Annotated in this window: 18 protein-coding genes; 11 read left to right on the forward strand and 7 right to left on the reverse strand. The window is 42.9% G+C overall.

Going from position 1 to position 16,151, the window contains the following annotated elements:
* Window positions 1-88: 88 nt before the first annotated feature.
* Complete coding sequence (locus tag AACS98_RS05435; RefSeq protein ID WP_066377116.1) at window positions 89-886, forward strand: MlaE family lipid ABC transporter permease subunit; 798 nt, start codon at window positions 89-91, stop codon at window positions 884-886.
* Between the two features lie 31 nt (window positions 887-917).
* Here AACS98_RS05435 and AACS98_RS05440 read toward each other — a convergent pair whose 3' ends face one another.
* Window positions 918-1,112 carry a hypothetical protein gene (locus AACS98_RS05440; RefSeq protein WP_066377118.1) on the reverse strand — a complete coding sequence of 65 codons (195 nt, stop codon included), beginning with the start codon at window positions 1,110-1,112 and terminating at the stop codon, window positions 918-920.
* 12 nt (window positions 1,113-1,124) lie between these two features.
* Here AACS98_RS05440 and AACS98_RS05445 point away from each other — a divergent pair, with 12 nt between their 5' ends.
* The 9 genes from AACS98_RS05445 (at window position 1,125) to AACS98_RS05485 (ending at window position 8,630) form a co-directional block, all read left to right on the forward strand.
* Window positions 1,125-1,550, forward strand: coding sequence for a DUF3119 family protein (locus AACS98_RS05445; RefSeq protein WP_369815945.1), 426 nt, complete (start codon window positions 1,125-1,127; stop codon window positions 1,548-1,550).
* Between the two features lie 105 nt (window positions 1,551-1,655).
* Window positions 1,656-2,918: a DUF3086 domain-containing protein gene (locus tag AACS98_RS05450; RefSeq protein WP_066377120.1), complete on the forward strand. Its 1,263-nt coding sequence runs from the start codon at window positions 1,656-1,658 to the stop codon at window positions 2,916-2,918.
* Window positions 2,919-3,001: 83 nt separating this feature from the next.
* Window positions 3,002-3,658: a Uma2 family endonuclease gene (locus AACS98_RS05455; protein WP_066377122.1), complete on the forward strand. Its 657-nt coding sequence runs from the start codon at window positions 3,002-3,004 to the stop codon at window positions 3,656-3,658.
* Between the two features lie 172 nt (window positions 3,659-3,830).
* Window positions 3,831-5,054, forward strand: a complete 1,224-nt coding sequence (locus AACS98_RS05460; RefSeq protein ID WP_066377124.1) for an RNA-guided endonuclease InsQ/TnpB family protein — start codon at window positions 3,831-3,833, stop codon at window positions 5,052-5,054.
* A 104-nt stretch (window positions 5,055-5,158) separates the two neighbouring features.
* Window positions 5,159-5,854 (forward strand): glycerol-3-phosphate 1-O-acyltransferase PlsY, encoded by a 696-nt coding sequence (plsY, locus tag AACS98_RS05465; RefSeq protein WP_066377126.1) that lies wholly within the window; start codon window positions 5,159-5,161, stop codon window positions 5,852-5,854.
* A 66-nt stretch (window positions 5,855-5,920) separates the two neighbouring features.
* Window positions 5,921-6,172 carry a TIGR03643 family protein gene (locus AACS98_RS05470; protein ID WP_066377127.1) on the forward strand — a complete coding sequence of 84 codons (252 nt, stop codon included), beginning with the start codon at window positions 5,921-5,923 and terminating at the stop codon, window positions 6,170-6,172.
* A gap of 241 nt (window positions 6,173-6,413) precedes the next feature.
* Window positions 6,414-7,928 (forward strand): cryptochrome/photolyase family protein, encoded by a 1,515-nt coding sequence (locus AACS98_RS05475; protein WP_066377129.1) that lies wholly within the window; start codon window positions 6,414-6,416, stop codon window positions 7,926-7,928.
* A 7-nt stretch (window positions 7,929-7,935) separates the two neighbouring features.
* Window positions 7,936-8,217, forward strand: coding sequence for a type II toxin-antitoxin system Phd/YefM family antitoxin (locus AACS98_RS05480; RefSeq protein ID WP_066377288.1), 282 nt, complete (start codon window positions 7,936-7,938; stop codon window positions 8,215-8,217).
* Window positions 8,214-8,630, forward strand: coding sequence for a type II toxin-antitoxin system VapC family toxin (locus AACS98_RS05485; protein WP_255362791.1), 417 nt, complete (start codon window positions 8,214-8,216; stop codon window positions 8,628-8,630). Before AACS98_RS05480 ends, AACS98_RS05485 begins: the two co-directional genes overlap by 4 nt.
* 131 nt (window positions 8,631-8,761) lie before the next feature.
* On the opposite strand, the gene AACS98_RS05490 is transcribed toward AACS98_RS05485, so the two are convergent.
* The 6 genes from AACS98_RS05490 to pipX all read right to left on the reverse strand — a co-directional run bounded on the left by AACS98_RS05490 (window position 8,762) and on the right by pipX (window position 15,658).
* On the reverse strand, window positions 8,762-9,436 hold the full coding sequence (locus AACS98_RS05490; RefSeq protein WP_066377131.1) for a hypothetical protein: 675 nt from the start codon (window positions 9,434-9,436) through the stop codon (window positions 8,762-8,764).
* Window positions 9,437-9,761: 325 nt separating this feature from the next.
* The gene (locus AACS98_RS05495; protein WP_066377132.1) at window positions 9,762-12,443 is read right to left on the reverse strand and encodes a DEAD/DEAH box helicase; all 2,682 of its coding nucleotides are present in this window, start codon (window positions 12,441-12,443) and stop codon (window positions 9,762-9,764) included.
* A gap of 309 nt (window positions 12,444-12,752) precedes the next feature.
* Window positions 12,753-13,568, reverse strand: a complete 816-nt coding sequence (gene proC / locus AACS98_RS05500; RefSeq protein WP_066377133.1) for a pyrroline-5-carboxylate reductase — start codon at window positions 13,566-13,568, stop codon at window positions 12,753-12,755.
* Window positions 13,569-13,666: 98 nt separating this feature from the next.
* On the reverse strand, window positions 13,667-14,260 hold the full coding sequence (locus tag AACS98_RS05505; protein WP_066377135.1) for a cell division protein SepF: 594 nt from the start codon (window positions 14,258-14,260) through the stop codon (window positions 13,667-13,669).
* Window positions 14,261-14,714: 454 nt separating this feature from the next.
* A complete protein-coding gene (locus AACS98_RS05510) occupies window positions 14,715-15,383 on the reverse strand; it encodes a YggS family pyridoxal phosphate-dependent enzyme (protein WP_066377136.1) in 669 nt (222 codons plus the stop codon).
* A complete protein-coding gene (gene pipX, locus AACS98_RS05515; RefSeq protein ID WP_066377137.1) occupies window positions 15,380-15,658 on the reverse strand; it encodes a transcriptional coactivator PipX in 279 nt (92 codons plus the stop codon). Before pipX ends, AACS98_RS05510 begins: the two co-directional genes overlap by 4 nt.
* A 159-nt stretch (window positions 15,659-15,817) precedes the next feature.
* On the opposite strand from pipX, the gene AACS98_RS05520 reads away from it, so the two are divergent.
* Window positions 15,818-16,018 (forward strand): hypothetical protein, encoded by a 201-nt coding sequence (locus AACS98_RS05520; RefSeq protein ID WP_066377138.1) that lies wholly within the window; start codon window positions 15,818-15,820, stop codon window positions 16,016-16,018.
* Window positions 16,019-16,151: the final 133 nt, after the last annotated feature.

Here is a 16,151-nt window from a genome sequence, read left to right on the forward strand (position 1 = left end):
TGACTATTGACTATTAACTATTAACTATTGACTATTAACTATTTCCTTTCGCTATTCTTAAGTCAGTCACTTAGTTAGCTACAGAACATTGACTGGAACTACATCCAAATCGGGGTTAGGAACGTGGAGTCAGCGATTGCTGGCGGCGGTTTTTCTGGGTGGACAGGCTATAGTTCACCTACTCAGGGGTAAAATCCACTGGCGCAACACTACAGAGCAAATGGCGGCAGTAGGGCCAGATTCTCTATTTATTGCCCTGTTAACTGCTGTATTTGTTGGTGCAGTATTTACAATTCAGGTAGCGCGAGAATTTATTAATTTTGGCGCGGGTAATCTTGTCGGGGGAGTCTTGGCGGTAGCTTTAACACGAGAATTATCACCCGTGCTGACAGCCGTTATTTTAGCAGGTCGTGTTGGTTCTGCCTTTGCCGCCGAAATAGGTACAATGCGCGTGACTGAACAAATTGATGCTTTGTTAATGCTCAGAACCGATCCTATTGATTATTTAGTGATTCCCCGGTTACTAGCTTGTTGCTTGATGCTGCCTATTTTAACCCTTCTGTCTTTGGTGACAGGAATGTTGGGGGGGTTGGTGATTGCGTCAAATATGTATGGAATATCTGATACTGTATTTCTCGATTCAGCGCGTAACCTTGTCGGTATCTGGGATATTTTCAGCGCGATGATTAAAGCTTGCTGCTTTGGAATGTTAATTGCAGTCATTGGTTGTAGTTGGGGTTTAACCACCACAGGGGGAGCCAAAGGTGTAGGACAATCAACCACAACCGCCGTTGTTACCGCTTTGCTAATTATCTTTATTAGCAACTTTTTCCTCTCCTGGATAATGTTTCAAGGCACAGGTAGCGCATTGTTACAAGGATTTTAATAGTCATTGGTCATTAGTCATTAGTCATTAGTCATTGGTTTCTCTCCTCCGCTTCCTCCACTCCCTCATCTTCCTCATCTTCATCATCTCCCTCATCTCCCACCCTGCGGGTGAATCCTACGGATACGCTGCGCGAGCGCGTAGCGTCTCTGTTCGCGGAGCGTCCCGTAGGGAAAGAGAAGCAAGCTACATCTTCCTCATCTCCCTCATCTCCCCTACCTGACACATAACTTCTAAAATGGGGTTAGTGTCAATTAATAAAGCAGGACGGGAAACTGTGACAAGTTCAATTGCCCCAAACTCCGCATCAACTGTGGAACTTAAACCTAGTTACAATATTCCTGTAATTCTGGTAATTACTGCCATTCCACTCATGTTTATACAACCCGTGGTAGGAGCGGTGTTTGCGCTTTTGGGTTTATTTCTCTTATTCCAAACTGTAACGATACGTTTGCAATTTACCGCCACTGACTTAGATATTAAACGCGGTGAAACTCTAATTCGCCGTTTTCCTTACCAAGAATGGCAAAACTGGCGGATATTCTGGAATAAAGTCCCTATCTTGTTTTATTTTAAAGAAATTAACAGTATTCACTTTCTGCCGATTTTGTTTGACCCTACTACACTCAGACAATGCTTAGAAGAACGTTGTCCACGGATTTAGTAGCAACTGCTTTGTGTTGAGTAGTTTCGAGTTAGACTGATGACTCAGGAATTTTCAAGCAAGTCAAAACTATTGATTCGCATTATAGGAATTGCATTATAGTCTATGAACCCAGAGGAATCTCAAACCCCAGAACCGATTGATGAGTGGTTGGAGCAAATTGAATTAGAAAACCCAAAGCCAGAAAATCAAGAAACATCCTCTCAAGAGTCAGTTGTGGAGATAGTAGCCGAACATCAATCTGTTGAGTTACCATCAGACAATACAAATTCTGATTTGCCTGTCCCTGATCAAGTGCAAGATGTCACAGGTGAGTCAAAAGTAGAGTTGCTTCAAGAGTTAGAAGCAGAAGACACAGCACCGGAATCAGAAATACAATCAGAAGCAGAAGCACAGCAACGCATAGCTGAACTGCAAAGCACTGAAGCAGCCCTAAAACAAGAAATAGCTGAACTGCAAGCTAATTATGACACTCTCAAAGAACAACTCAGTGAAACTCAATCCGCACTGGGAAAAATTGTCCAGGAGTCTTTAGTACAATTAGAACAACGTAAACAAACCCTACAAATTTCCATTGAGCAACTAGAACGCCGCCAAGAACGTATTCGCAATGAAATGCGAACCAGTTTTGCAGGGGTGTCTCAAGACTTGGCTATTAGAGTACAAGGTTTTAAAGATTATCTCACGGGTAGTTTACAGGATTTAGCAGCCGCAGCAGAGCAATTAGAGCTAGTACCTGCTGTCACCGAAAGAGAAAAACCAGCAGTAGTTATCAAAGAAAGTAAACAGGTTGAACCCCAACCAGGAACGCCGCAATTTGCTGCACAACAATTTCAAGATACAACTAAGCAAATTCGTCGCCTGATTGATCAATACCGCAACAAACCTGATTATTATGGCCCGGCTTGGCAATTACGCCGGACTTTTGAACCAGTTCACGCCGAAAGAGTAGCCAATTGGTTTTTTAGTCAAGGGGGACGGGGTGCTTTGCGGACAATGGGTAGCCGCTTACAGAATGTTTTGATTGCTTCGGCGATTATTTCGATATTGCATAAATTGTATGGCGATCGCCTACGTACTCTAGTCTTAGCTAATACACCAGAACGTCTCGGTGAATGGCGGCGGGGTTTACAAGATTGTCTGGGTATCGGTCGTCCAGATTTTGGCCCTGACCGGGGGGTTGTATTATTTGAAACAGCAGACGCTCTCGCACAAAAAGCAGACCGTTTAGTTAAAGCTAATCAACTACCCTTAATTCTCATAGATGATTCTGAGGAGCAAATTAGCCTGGGATTACTACAATTTCCTCTGTGGTTAGCTTTTGCCCCTGATCCTAAAACTATGAGAAGTTATGAAGATGATTTTTAGTTAGTCATTAGTCATTAGTCATTAGTCATTAGTCAACGGAAGTGTGGAACTAGCCCCGAACAGTCACCAGTACGGAGGATGAAATGGTTGTTACACTGCAACTGAGTCAAATTGATGTTAAACCAGGTCAGTGCTTGACATTGCGGGATATTAGTTGGACAGAGTTGGAAGCAATTTTAGATGAACTGGGAGAACATCGCGCTGCACGGGTTGCCTATTATCAAGGGGTGCTAGAAATTCGGATGCCATTACCGGAACATGAAGTTACTAAAGAACTCATCGGTGACATGGTTAAGGTTGTACTAGATGAGTTAGGACTCGACTGGGAAGGTTACGGCTCAACCACATTCAAGCGTTTAGAAATGTCAGCAGGTATCGAACCAGATACCTGTTTTTATATCCAAAACGCGCGTAAAATGATTGGCAAGCGACGGTTAGATTTGTCAGTTGACCCACCACCAGATTTAGCAATTGAAATTGATGTCACTTCCAAAACTCAGCTTTCTGCTTATGTGGCGTTGAGAGTACCTGAACTTTGGTGTTATGCAGATGGCAAGTTACAAGTTTTTTTACTGGAGCAAGGAGAGTATATTCAGGTAGAAACTAGCCCAATATTTGGTCAATTGCCTGTAATTGAGGGAATATTGCAATTTTTACAATTAAGTCTGACACAAGGTTCTAGTACAGCACGACGAGCATTTCGTCAGTGGGTGCGTGAAATTTTAACAAAATCGGCGTAAGTCCCCACCTATAAGAATGGAATGTGGGGATATAAGCCGGGATGCGACGATTGTATCTCCGACAATGCCGTAAGGCGAGAAGGAGATATATGAGGAGTAGCCAAATATTTTCTGGGCAGAATTACCACAATATGTATATGACAGTAACAGGTCGATACTTGGATGAGTTTAGATGAGACGACAAGCGGTAAAAGTCAGGCTATACCCCACTGATGAGCAGATCCAAGTGTTAGCTCAACATTTTGGTTGTGCGCGTTGGTGGTGGAATTATGGGTTGAACAAATGTATCAAAACCTATAAAGCGACTGGCAAAGGCTTGTCTCAGTCTGGACTAAATTCTTTATTACCAAAACTCAAGAAAGAAAAAGAGACTGAATGGTTAGGGGAGTGCTATTCACAGGTTTTACAATCTGTGAGTCTCAATCTTAGCCGTGCTTATCAAAACTTTTTTGAAGGTAGAGCAAAATATCCCAGATTCAAATCAAAACATCATAGACAATCAATTCAATATCCTCAAAAAGTGAAACAGGTTGATAACGCTTTGAAGTTCCCTGGTAGATTGGGTACTGTCAATGCAAAAATTCATCGACCTGTTGATGGAGTAATCAAAACCGTAACTGTTAGTAAATGCCCGTCTGGTAAATACTACGCATCGGTTGTGATGGAATATGAGGGTGACTATCCTGCATCTAAGACAGATGGTAAGGTTATAGGAATTGACTTAGGTGTAAAGGATTTTGCTGTGACTTATGATGGGGAGAAAGTTTCCAAATATCAAAACCCAAAACATCTATCCAAATACGAAAAAAATCTAGCTGTAAAACAACGCATTGCTGCACGGAAAAACAAAGGTAGCAATCGTCGTAGAAAGGCTAACAAGATTGTCGCTAGGGTATATGAACAAGTTAGCAATGTCCGCCAAGACTACCTACACAAACTGTCTAGAAAGATAGTTGATAACAATCAAGTGGCAGTAGTCGAAAACCTCAATGTCAAGGGCATGGTTCATAACCGCAAACTAGCAAAAGCGATATCTGATACTGGATGGGGAACATTTGTAAATTTCCTAAGCTACAAATTAGAACGTAGTAGTGGAAAGTTGATAGAAATAGATCGATGGTTTCCTAGTTCAAAACTTTGTTCTAATTGTCATTATCAAGTGAATGAGTTACCGCTAGATGTGAGAACTTGGACTTGCCCAAGTTGCGGAACTCATCACGATAGAGATGGTAATGCGGCAATGAATATTAGAGCAGAGGGTATCAGGATACTGTCCTCCTCTGGGACGGGGGAGGCTAACGCCAATGGAGAGGATATAAGACCAATTCGCGGACGCAAATCCAAGATGCGGCAATCTTCCGTGAAGTTGGAAGCTCCAACTAAGCTGACGCTATAGTTGGAGTAGTTCACGCAACTGATATCAAGAGTCATTAGTCAAAAACTCTGGGACGACTCAATATAGACTATTGACTATGAACTATTAACTCTTGAAAATTTCCTATGGCTGTTTGGTTAAGTTTGTGTGGTGCAATTGTACTAATAGCTTACCTGTTGGGTTCTTTTCCTACGGGTTATATTACAGTGAAACAACTCAAGGGGATTGATATCCGGGAAGTGGGTTCAGGTTCGACTGGTGCAACCAATGTTCTGAGAACCTTGGGTAAAGGTGCGGGCGCATTTGTGTTATTAGTTGATTGCTTAAAGGGAGTATTAGCGATCGCTCTAGTTTACTTGTTATTCAACTTCGCTGCTAGTCAAAATCTGATTCCTTCCACAGTAGACATCAAACTTTGGCAACCTTGCCTAGTTACCTTAGTAGGTTTAGCAGCTATTTTGGGACACAGTAAGTCTATCTTTTTAGGCTTTACAGGTGGTAAATCTGTCGCCACTAGCTTGGGAATTTTGTTGGCGATGTCTTGGCAAGTCGGTTTAGCTACAGTGGGTGTATTTGCCATCGTTGTCGCCATATCACGGATTGTATCATTGAGTTCAATTGCTGGTGCGATCGCTGTTTCCATTTTCATGGTCATTTTTCAGCAACCCCTACCCTATATTTTATTTGGTGTAGCTGGTGGGCTGTATGTCATTTTGCGCCACCGAGGTAATATTGAGCGTTTACTTGCTGGTACAGAACCGAAAATAGGACAAAAGCTAGCAACTCAAACCGAAAATAACACTCCCACCCACACCGCTTAAACTACATTGGGAATACTGGAAAGTGAATTATTAGAATATTAATAACTGCAAATCTGTTCTAAAAACATGAAGTTACCCGAATTAGATACTTCAACCATAGATCGCATTATCGAAATGGCTTGGGAAGATAGAACCCCTTTTGAGGCTATTGAAATTCAATTCGGCTTATCAGAAAAAGAGGTAATTGCTTTAATGCGCCGAGAAATGAAAGAATCTAGTTTTCGGATGTGGCGGGAACGAGTCACCAAACGTCAAACCAAGCATTTAAGTAAGCGCAACTTTACTGCTGGTAGGTTTAAATCCGCTAATCAAAAATAAGCTGTTTTACTATTCACCATTTTCTAGACGCGATTCATCGCGTCTCCACTCATAACCGAAGAAAACAATGATACAAGCCCCTCTCTTACGAAGTTCAGAGCGGAGGTTTCCTCCGCTCTGACTTCGCGCTAAATTGATTTATGGAGAAGAAAAAAGTGAAAAAACACTAATTCAAGCCCCCGGATTTATCCGTGGGGTATTTAATTTTGAATTTTGAATTTTGCATTCGGAGCGCAGCGACGTGACTATTGGTATTTGGATATTAGGTGATCAACTTTACGAACAACAAGCCGCATTACAAAGTTGTGTTGATCAAAAAAATGTCCCTGTGATTTTTATTGAATCACTAGAACATATCCAAACACGGGCTTATCATCAGCAAAAATTAGTGTTAGTTTGGTCAGCCATGCGGCACTTTGCTGAAGAATTACGCCTGAAAAAATATGCTGTCACCTACAAAATAGCCACAGATTTCATCATACCGTTAACAGCTTGGATTCAAGATAATCATATTTCTGAATTACGGGTGATGACACCTAATGATAAACCATTTACCCAATTCATTCACAGTTTAGATTTACCCTGTAAAATTACCTTTATTTCTAATAATCTTTTTTTGTGGAGTACAGAAGAATTTCACCATTGGGCTAAAAAGCGTAAACGCCTATTAATGGAAGATTTTTATCGGGAAGGTAGGCGACGATTTCAGATTTTAATGGACAAAAATAAACCAATTGGGGGACAGTGGAATTTAGACAAAGAAAATCGTCAACCACCCAAAGGTAAATTAAATACACCTCCAGCCCAATGGTTTGAACCCGATGAGATTACTCTTGATGTTATCACCCAAGTCAAGTCTTTAAATATTCCCACCTACGGAAATGTAGAACCGTTTCGTTGGGGGGTAACTCGCCAGCAAGCACTACAAGTTTTACATTGGTTTATTAAATATCGATTATCTAATTTTGGTACTCACCAAGATGCAATGGTAACTGGAGAAGAAACATTATGGCACGCTTTAATTTCTCCTTACTTAAATCTCGGTTTACTGCAACCTTTAGAAGTGATTCAAGCAGCAGAAACAGCTTATTACAAGTACCAACTGCCGTTAAATAGTGTAGAAGGTTTTATTCGTCAGGTGTTGGGATGGCGGGAATATATGCGGGGAGTTTATCATTTTGTCGATGCAGAATACCCTGATAAAAATTGGTTTAACCATACCCAACCATTACCGGAATTCTTTTGGACTGGTGAAACTCAAATGAATTGTTTACACCAGACTTTTAACCAAATAAAAAATACAGGATACGCTCATCATATCCAAAGATTAATGGTATTGAGTAACTTTGCTCTGATTGCAGGACTTTCACCGCAATCAGTAGAAAATTGGTTTCACGCTGTATTTATTGATGCTTATGATTGGGTGATGCAAACTAATGTCATTGGTATGGGTTTATTTGCAGATGGGGGAATATTAGCATCCAAACCTTATGCGGCATCTGCCAATTATATAAATAAGATGAGTGATTATTGCAAAGGTTGTGTTTACAATCATAAAGAACGGGTTGGTAAGAATGCTTGTCCGTTTAACTTCTTTTATTGGAACTTTCTCGACCAACACCGGGATAAATTGCAAACTCAAGGGCGGATGAGTTTTATTTTAAAAAACCTCGATAAAATGTCTACTGAAGAATTAGAGTCTATCCGCCAGCAAGCTCAAGAATGGTTGTATACTTTTAGTAATGTCAACAGCTAAAAGCCCAATGTCTCATCAGTATTCTATTGAGCAAGTTCCTGCAAATTTGGACAAAATTTTTCAGGAAGTCGAGCAAGGTGAATCAGTGCAAATTACGCGAGAGGGGGCGCAAGTTGCTGTCATCTTATCTCTGGCTGAATATGAACGTCTATTGCAAAGCCAGTCAAGTTTTTGGCAATCTTTAGCACAATTTCGTCAAGAAATTATAGAAGAAGGTATTGAAATTGATCCTGATGAAATTTGGCGGGATGTGCGTGACAAGTCGCCTGGGCGCGAGGTAAATTTGTGAGTCGCTTTTTGCTCGATACTAATATAATCTCTGAGCCTGTGAGGATGCGACCGAATCCAGCAGTTATTTCAAAGTTGCAACAGTCTGATGGAGAAGTTGCAATTTCCTCGATTACATTGCACGAACTACTATTTGGCTGCTATCGTCTACCTGCTTCTAGAAGGCGAGAAAGAGTTGAACATTATCTCAGAGAGATAGTTCAACCCAAGATTCCTATTCTGCCCTATTGTCATGTAGCAAGTGAATGGTTTGCGGTGGAAAGAGCGCGATTAGTGAGTATAGGCAAAACGCCAGCTTATGCAGATGGACAGATTGCAGCGATCGCTAAGGTAAATAGTCTGACTTTAGTCACTAATAATATATCAGACTATGCGGATTTCTCAGAACTGTCGCCAGAGAACTGGTTTGTTTAGTCCTACCATTTCTCTATCCAGTTGAGCTTAATATTCACGCATACTGTTAAAGCGAAAACCGTAGGGTAGGCGCAAAAGTTGCTTAAATTATATTAAGCCCATTGTTACCGAAATTTGGTAGAAGTTGTCATTTAATTTGGGTTGAGAAAAACAATAACTTGATCTACCTTCATGCCTAATCGTTTCCAGTGAGGATTTGTAGAAGCAAAAATTGCATCTCCTGACACTGCTTGGTAATCTTGAGGATACCTTTCGGGGGCTTTGGTATCTGCATCTACTCTTAAAAAGATTTTACCTTGATAGCGAGATAATTTAGTATTTTCCAAGAAAACAGTCCCGCCATAGTCCCAACCCAAACCTGAGACTTTGAAATTACCCAACTTTTGGCGTAACTCACTCCAAGGAGTTCCGACACCAATACCTTCGCGGGTTTTCCAAGCACTACCCAAGATACGCACCTCTACGGGTTTAGTCCGGGTGTTATCAGTCCAGACTACCAAAAATGAACGTCCCCGATTCAGATTTACTTGAGTGGCGGGAAAACTACCCATCCCTTCAGGCCCGGAAATCGTTTTATCAACGACACGGGAAGCACCAAAAATTCTAGCTAAATCTCTCCGGGTGGTTTTGCGTGTTACCGGGCCTACTCTCTCCCCTGGTACAATCAAGGTGTCTTGTAAGTTTGCGGCTTGAGCAACGGTAAGACTTTGATGATTGTTTTGGGGTTGTGCAACTACTGCATGAGTTGAGTAACCGACTAATACAGTTAATGTAGCCGCAGCAATGCTTTTGATAACTTTGTTCACAATTAACCTCCCTGGATGAAATCTTGGTAAGATGCGATCGCTTCTCTTGATCTACAATTCCCAACTAGCCAGTTTCTTATAGCTAACGCATCAATAATTTTTTTTGACTGTTAATTAGTAGGGTGCGTCAGGATGAAGATTTTCTTGGTACACCTGGGGTTGCTCGTACTGACGCACCCTACATTTTGAATATTTTTTTATCTGGAAGTTCCTGAGCGGTTTCGTGAAGTTCCTTCTAAAAATGTAGAGACGTTGCATGCAACGTCTCTACAAGATTGTTCCTTGCGGTTTGCGTATTTTATCCCATTGAAAAATTTGTCTTAATTTATTCCACCACCTCATTTACAGGGAATCGATCAATCAATTGCATAGCACGGTAAGCGTTACGCTGTAAAATATCCGGTAAATGGGGAACGTGGGGTATTTGTGATAATAAATCCAATGTCCTACGTAAAATCCGCACTACATCACCTTCATCTAAGGTGGTGTTTTGACACAATTCTACCCAGTCAGTTCCTAAAGCCCACTGTTCGACAATGGCAATTAAGCCAATATATCGATTTTCTAAGCCTACGGGTAATGCTACACCATGACGATACTGCACCTTTAACACAGCCCGACGGATTCGTTGTAAACTTGCCCAAGCTGCGTCTATTTCTGGCGAGAGGTTAAAGTTGACTCGACTATCGGGGCGGGGGCTTTCTGTGACTAAAGCAGCGATGACGGCGGCTAACTGCTGCGGATCTAAGTTGTTCAAATCACCGCTAGCTAAGGCTAAACCTAGCCATAGTTCATTTTCTCCGCGAATGGCGGCGGCGATTTGTCCTAGTTCTGTGGGGACTAGGTTATCTAAACAATTAAATTGCTGCAAAATGGTAATTAAGTTGAGAAATTCTTCCCAGTGACGTTGGGATTGTTGCTCGACTTGCGCCTGTAATTCTTGCAGTTCTTCTTGAAGTTCAGCGTAGCGTTCCCGTCGTTTGAAAAACTTCGCCACCTTACCTGATTGATACAGGGGATTTGCTTCTAATTGAGCCTGTACCGCAGTCATGCGACTGAGTTGTTCTGCTACTTCTGGGGAGAGGTGCAAGGATTCATCAGGGTCAGGGATAGTTTGAGCGATCGCATCTGTGATATCATTCCCACGATATGATTGACCCGGTTTAAACACCAACTCCTGGGGCGGGAGAATATTCTGTGGTACTTCCACCCGTGGTAATTCCGCATATAAATCAACTACATCCTCTGTAGCTGCTACATACCATCGGTTATCTTTCCCTAAGCACACCAAGTAGCTAGAATTACCAGCAGTAGGGGACTGACCCACTAAAACGGCGGTGATAGGCTCAGAGGTTGTAATATTTTTACCCTTAAGACTCAACATTGTGCCGCACACAGCAAAGTCCAAGAGCATTTTCACTTGTTCTCGTCTGGTTTCCTGGGCTTGTGCTTGCAGGGTTTTCAATAACTGGCGTTCTACTTTCAGGCGTTGACGCAGTTTTTCATAAATCGCCAGTTCATTTTCCGTAACGGAGGCGATTTGCTCCTCGATTGTGGCTAATTCGGCTTTAATTGCGTCAATTAACTCATAGTCTGGTCTTAAGTGTAACGTCGCCATGTACTGCCCGAAACTGCGCTCTATCAGTTCCCTGGCTTCTTCTAGGGTGTGGGTTTGCAGCAAGTTCAACACCATGCCGTAGCTAGGGGTAAACTGACTGACTAGCGGATCAGGTTTGGATGTGGCTAAATAGGAGGCTTCTTTGGCTCCTTCAAAGGGAGTTTGTACTGTCACTACATGACCTTGTTTATCCATCCCCCGACGGCCAGCCCTACCCGCCATTTGCAAAAATTCCGAGGCGTTTAATAGGCGGTGTCCGGTGTCGGTACGTTTGGATAGGGTAGATATTACGGTTGTCCTAGCGGGCATATTAATACCTGCGGCTAGGGTTTCCGTGGCGAATACGACTTTAATTAAGCCTTGTTGAAATAATTCTTCTACTAATACCTTCCAAGCGGGGAGAATTCCGGCGTGGTGGGCAGCTATTCCCCGATATAAGGGGGCAATTTGTCCTGAACGTCCGGCTTCGGGGTTACGGCTTAAAAATTCGTCGATTTGTCGTCGCAACACCTGAGATTCTTCATTATCTACCAGCCATAAGTCACCCACCTCTGCCACAGCTTTGTCACATCCCCGGCGACTGAAGATAAAGTAAATTGCCGGGAGCATATCCCGTTGCTGTAGCTGGTTTAGGGTATAGAGGATGCTGGGGGCTTCGGGTCTGCCATTTCTGCCTGTATCCCGTGGTCTTCTTTTACCTCGGTTGGCGAGACGGGGGTTAATTTTGGTTTTGCTGTCATTCAGCAGGGGAAATAACCCCTTGGGATTACAGTAGTGAAATTCTAAGGGGACGGGGCGAAAATCGGAGTAAATCAGGTCTGTGGGGCCGTGAACGCGATTTAGCCAATCGGTGAGTTGGTCGCTATTGGCAACGGTGGCGGATAGGGCTACCAGTTGCACTTCACGGGGACAATAAATAATCGATTCTTCCCAAACTGTACCCCGTTGGCGATCGTTCATGTAGTGGCATTCGTCTAACACCACCGCTTCTACATCTACCAAAGAAATCCCGACTTGTCCTATGGGTGTGCCATAGAGCATATTACGGAAAATCTCGGTAGTCATCACCAAAATCGGGGCATCTCTGTTAATCGAGGCATCCCCCGTTAACAAGCCCACCAAATCATACCCAAATTTATCGCGGAAGTCCCGTAATTTTTGATTGGATAACGCCTTTAAAGGAGTGGTGTAAAACACCCGTTTCCCTCGTGCTAGGGCGCGATAAATGGCGTATTCACCGACTAAAGTTTTGCCCGACCCTGTGGGCGCACATACGACAACAGAACGCCCCGCATTTAGCGACGCGATCGCATCTTTTTGAAATTGATCTAGTTCAAAGGGAAATATCAACCCTAAGTCTAGTTCTTGTGATGACGCGGGATAATTCACTCAATTACTATTTGCAACCGAACTGTTTACTATATTAACGAGTCTTTTGTCAACTTCGTTAGTGGGAATGGGGAATTGGGGATTGGGGATTGGGGACTGGGGACTGGGGAATGGGGACTGGGGACTGGGGATGAGGAAGCGGGGGAGCAGGGGGAGCAGGGGAGCAGGGGAGCAGGGGAAGACAAGGTAGACAAGGTAGACAAGGTAGAAATTCTGTCAACTGTCAACAGTCAACAATCCCCATTTTGAATTTTGAATTTTGTACGCCTTTGGCGTTCCCGCAGGGTATTTTGAATTGATTTGTCTCCCTCACTTCCCTAATTCTTGCGATCGCGCTGTGGCAGCTTTGACGGCTTCAATTAAGGCGGAACGAAATCCTGCCTGTTCTAATTTGGCTAAACCTGCAATTGTTGTACCACCGGGGCTAGTAACTCTGTCTTTTAGTTCTGCTGGGTGCATTTTGCTCTCTTGCAATAATTGGGCTGTACCCAACACGGTTTGTAATGCCAGTTGATTGGCAATTGTCCTAGGTAGTCCGGCGGCAACTCCACCATCGGCGAGGGCTTCTACTAATACTGCAACGTAAGCCGGGCCACTGCCAGATAAACCGGTAACTGCATCCATCAAGGATTCCGAGACTTCAACCACTTGCCCGACGGCGGAAAATATTTGCTGTGCTAACTGGTGGTGTTCGCGGTGGGTGTATGCACCGTAGCAAATCGCTGTCATCCCTGCGCCCACGGTGGCGGGGGTGTTGGGCATGGCTCGAATCACTGGTAATTCTGGGAATGCTGCTTCTAGTTGATTTAACGACACTCCCGCCAATATGGAAATGACTAGGGGTGAGTTGTCTGTAACTAAAATAATATCTGCTAATTCTTGAGCGATCGCTGTAAATACTTGTGGCTTTATTGCCAAAAATACCACTTCTTGGGCTTGACTGAACACCAGACGATTATCTGTAGTCACAGTCACGTCATATTTTTCTTGTAAAAAAGCTTGGCGTGTTGTTTGGGGTTCGCTGACTATAACTTCTGATGGGTGATAAATTCCACGCGCAATAAGGCGGGATAACAGCGATTCTCCCATTACCCCACCACCGATCAAACCAAATTTTTTAGTCATGAGTTATTAGTCATTAGTCATTAGTCATTAGTCATTAGTCATTAGTCGCAAACTTTCGGCTTTGGACTTGTGACTATAGACTATTGACTAATTTAACTTTATTGTGCCATGCGGTTGCCTTCGTTACCCCAATTTGGTGTGGGACTTGCAGGGCGAGAGGGACGTACTGGGGGTTGGGGTACTTCATGAATAACTCCACCTTGGGTGCTAACTTGCACACAACTAGGCGTAAACAAAAAGATACTTTCTCCGATGCGTTCTTGATGCCCATCTAGTGCGTAAGTTCCACCTGCAACAAAATCTACAGCCCGTTGAGCTTGATCAGGATCCATAATTGTCAAGTTCAAGACTACTGATTTACGCTCACGTAATGCTTGAATCGCCTGGGGCATTTCTTCAAATGTACGAGGTTCAAGCACTAATACTTCCGAAATCCCGTTAATTGCGCCTGGCATACCAATTACATTCCCCATTGTTGATTTTGATCCTGCTGCTACTTCATCACTAATTGTATTCACAGGTTCGCGCCAACGTCTATTGGCTGGGGCTGGTTCTGCTGGTGCTGGTTGGGGATTTTCCTGTTGATACAAGTTTTGGTAGTTATCTGTATCTGCCTCTTCTTCGTAGTATTCGTATTCTACCTGCTCGTTGAGACCTACAAAGTCTCGCAGTTTAGAAAATAGGTTGTTCATTTAGCTGCACTCCTTCTGCAAATTGCCCTTATATATCCGGTTCTTTGTTGATCTAGCCAATCGGAACCCTAAAAAGGCCAAACGGCCAATTAATTTTATCGCTATTTGTAGCATCTACTACTGCTATTGGCAATAAACTCGCGCTGCTGGTAAGGCAGTTACATTCACCTAGATATGATAATTGAGTGAGAATTATAGCTCAACAATCATCCGAAAGATAGTTGATTTTCTCCGAAATTTTCAAATATTTTATTTTTCTTAATAATATATTTTAAAGTGCCTGATTTTACCAATACGGTAGAAAATTGTCTGTACTCCTTGGGGAGTAGATTGGGCAGGGGAGGCAGGGGAGGCAGGAGAGCAGGGGAGCAGGGGAGCAGGGGAAGCGGAGGGGAAAAATCCAGTACCCATTACCCATTACCCAATCCCTTCCAATCCTCAATCCCCAGTCCCTTTAAGTACGGTTGCCAAACAAAATAGTCCCTAATCTAACCATAGTTGCCCCAGCTTGCACGGCTAGCTGGTAATCTCCTGACATACCCATCGACAACTCTGACATTTTGATGTGAGACCAATTTTGTTCAGTAATTTCTTTGGCTAAGTTGCGAGTGCTATTAAATACATAAGCAACTTCCGCATCGTTTAAACCGAGTGGCGGAATTGTCATTAAACCCTGAATTTGTAAATTTTTACATTGATTGAGTGCAGGTAAATCAGCTAGTAGTTCTGGTACACTCCAACCGGATTTATTGGGATCTGGGAGAATTTTCACTTGCAGACACACTTGGGGAGTGACTCCTAGCTGTTGCGCTAATTGATCTAAACGCTGTGCTAATTTCAAGTTATCTACGGAGTGAATCCAGTCAAATTGTTCTAGGGCTTTTTTAGCTTTGTTGCTTTGCAAATGCCCAATAAAGTGCCAAGTAATATCAGATAAGTCTTGCAACTCGGCTTGTTTATTAGCCGCCTCTTGAATGCGATTTTCGCCAAAATCACGGATACCGGCTGCATAAGCAGCGCGAATCACTTCAGCCGGTACTTGCTTAGTGACAGCAATTAACCGTACTGAAGGAGGAATGAATGCACGAATTTGAGTAATACGTTCGCTAATCGAACTCATCATTGGAAGGTGCGCTGGAAAACACTCTGAAGCTGATCGTACTCCTGTAAATGACCATGACGACGTAAAGTACGCAAACGATTTTCCAACAACATTCTCGCCTCGGTACGGCCTATAGGCTGAAATTTAACGCCTTTAATGTCATTCACCACCAAAAAAAATAAGCGTTGTGCATACAGTGTAGTGAACAAATCCTGGGCTTCATCAACCATGCAGATCCGATATAGCAAGCCCCAAGTTGGATGATTTATGTAGGTTTCTACGTTTTCTGGATTCATCTAGGGATCAAGTAGGAGAATAATATATTTTTTTGCAGTGAAATACAAACATTCAGACGATAATATCTCCCTGTCGCCAGAATATTTGTACATTCTTCATGTGTGAATTAGCAGATTTTACCCTTGAATCGTGCTTATTAAGACTTTATTCTAGTTCGCATGGGGGTAGATGTAGCTAGGGGTAGGGAAACAGCGAGGCTCAACAAAGGTAATCGTCTGATTTATCCTCATCTAATTGTTGAGCAGTTAGGCGATAAGACTGTTCACGCGATCGCTTTTTGGCTGAGTTGGCGATACAGAAAAGTTATCACTGGTTTGTGGGCAGTTGCTACTTACAATGCAATACACCCTGTGAAGTAGCTGAGGGTAACAGCTCACGCTCATCTGCTGTTTACTCTGTTGACTCTGACATCTCTCTATGTTGCCATAATTATCGCTCGTTAGAGCAAAATAGCCAACAGGGGAATTTTCCACATAACTGTTTGTGATAACA

This window comes from Anabaena sp. CA = ATCC 33047, from assembly GCF_963870205.1.
Classification (GTDB): domain Bacteria; phylum Cyanobacteriota; class Cyanobacteriia; order Cyanobacteriales; family Nostocaceae; genus Trichormus.

Excerpts from the sequence above, each read along its gene's own strand:
- AACS98_RS05470 (WP_066377127.1), top strand. The coding sequence starts at position 5,921 with ATGAAGTTACCCGAATTAGATACTTCAACCATAGATCGCATTATCGAA.
- pipX (WP_066377137.1), bottom strand. The coding sequence starts at position 15,658 with ATGAATCCAGAAAACGTAGAAACCTACATAAATCATCCAACTTGGGGC.
- AACS98_RS05505 (WP_066377135.1), bottom strand. The coding sequence starts at position 14,260 with ATGAACAACCTATTTTCTAAACTGCGAGACTTTGTAGGTCTCAACGAG.
- AACS98_RS05450 (WP_066377120.1), top strand. The coding sequence starts at position 1,656 with ATGAACCCAGAGGAATCTCAAACCCCAGAACCGATTGATGAGTGGTTG.
- AACS98_RS05455 (WP_066377122.1), top strand. The coding sequence starts at position 3,002 with ATGGTTGTTACACTGCAACTGAGTCAAATTGATGTTAAACCAGGTCAG.
- AACS98_RS05480 (WP_066377288.1), top strand. The coding sequence starts at position 7,936 with ATGTCTCATCAGTATTCTATTGAGCAAGTTCCTGCAAATTTGGACAAA.
- AACS98_RS05510 (WP_066377136.1), bottom strand. The coding sequence starts at position 15,383 with ATGATGAGTTCGATTAGCGAACGTATTACTCAAATTCGTGCATTCATT.
- AACS98_RS05520 (WP_066377138.1), top strand. The coding sequence starts at position 15,818 with ATGGGGGTAGATGTAGCTAGGGGTAGGGAAACAGCGAGGCTCAACAAA.
- plsY (WP_066377126.1), top strand. The coding sequence starts at position 5,159 with ATGGCTGTTTGGTTAAGTTTGTGTGGTGCAATTGTACTAATAGCTTAC.
- AACS98_RS05445 (WP_369815945.1), top strand. The coding sequence starts at position 1,125 with ATGGGGTTAGTGTCAATTAATAAAGCAGGACGGGAAACTGTGACAAGT.
- proC (WP_066377133.1), bottom strand. The coding sequence starts at position 13,568 with ATGACTAAAAAATTTGGTTTGATCGGTGGTGGGGTAATGGGAGAATCG.
- AACS98_RS05460 (WP_066377124.1), top strand. The coding sequence starts at position 3,831 with ATGAGACGACAAGCGGTAAAAGTCAGGCTATACCCCACTGATGAGCAG.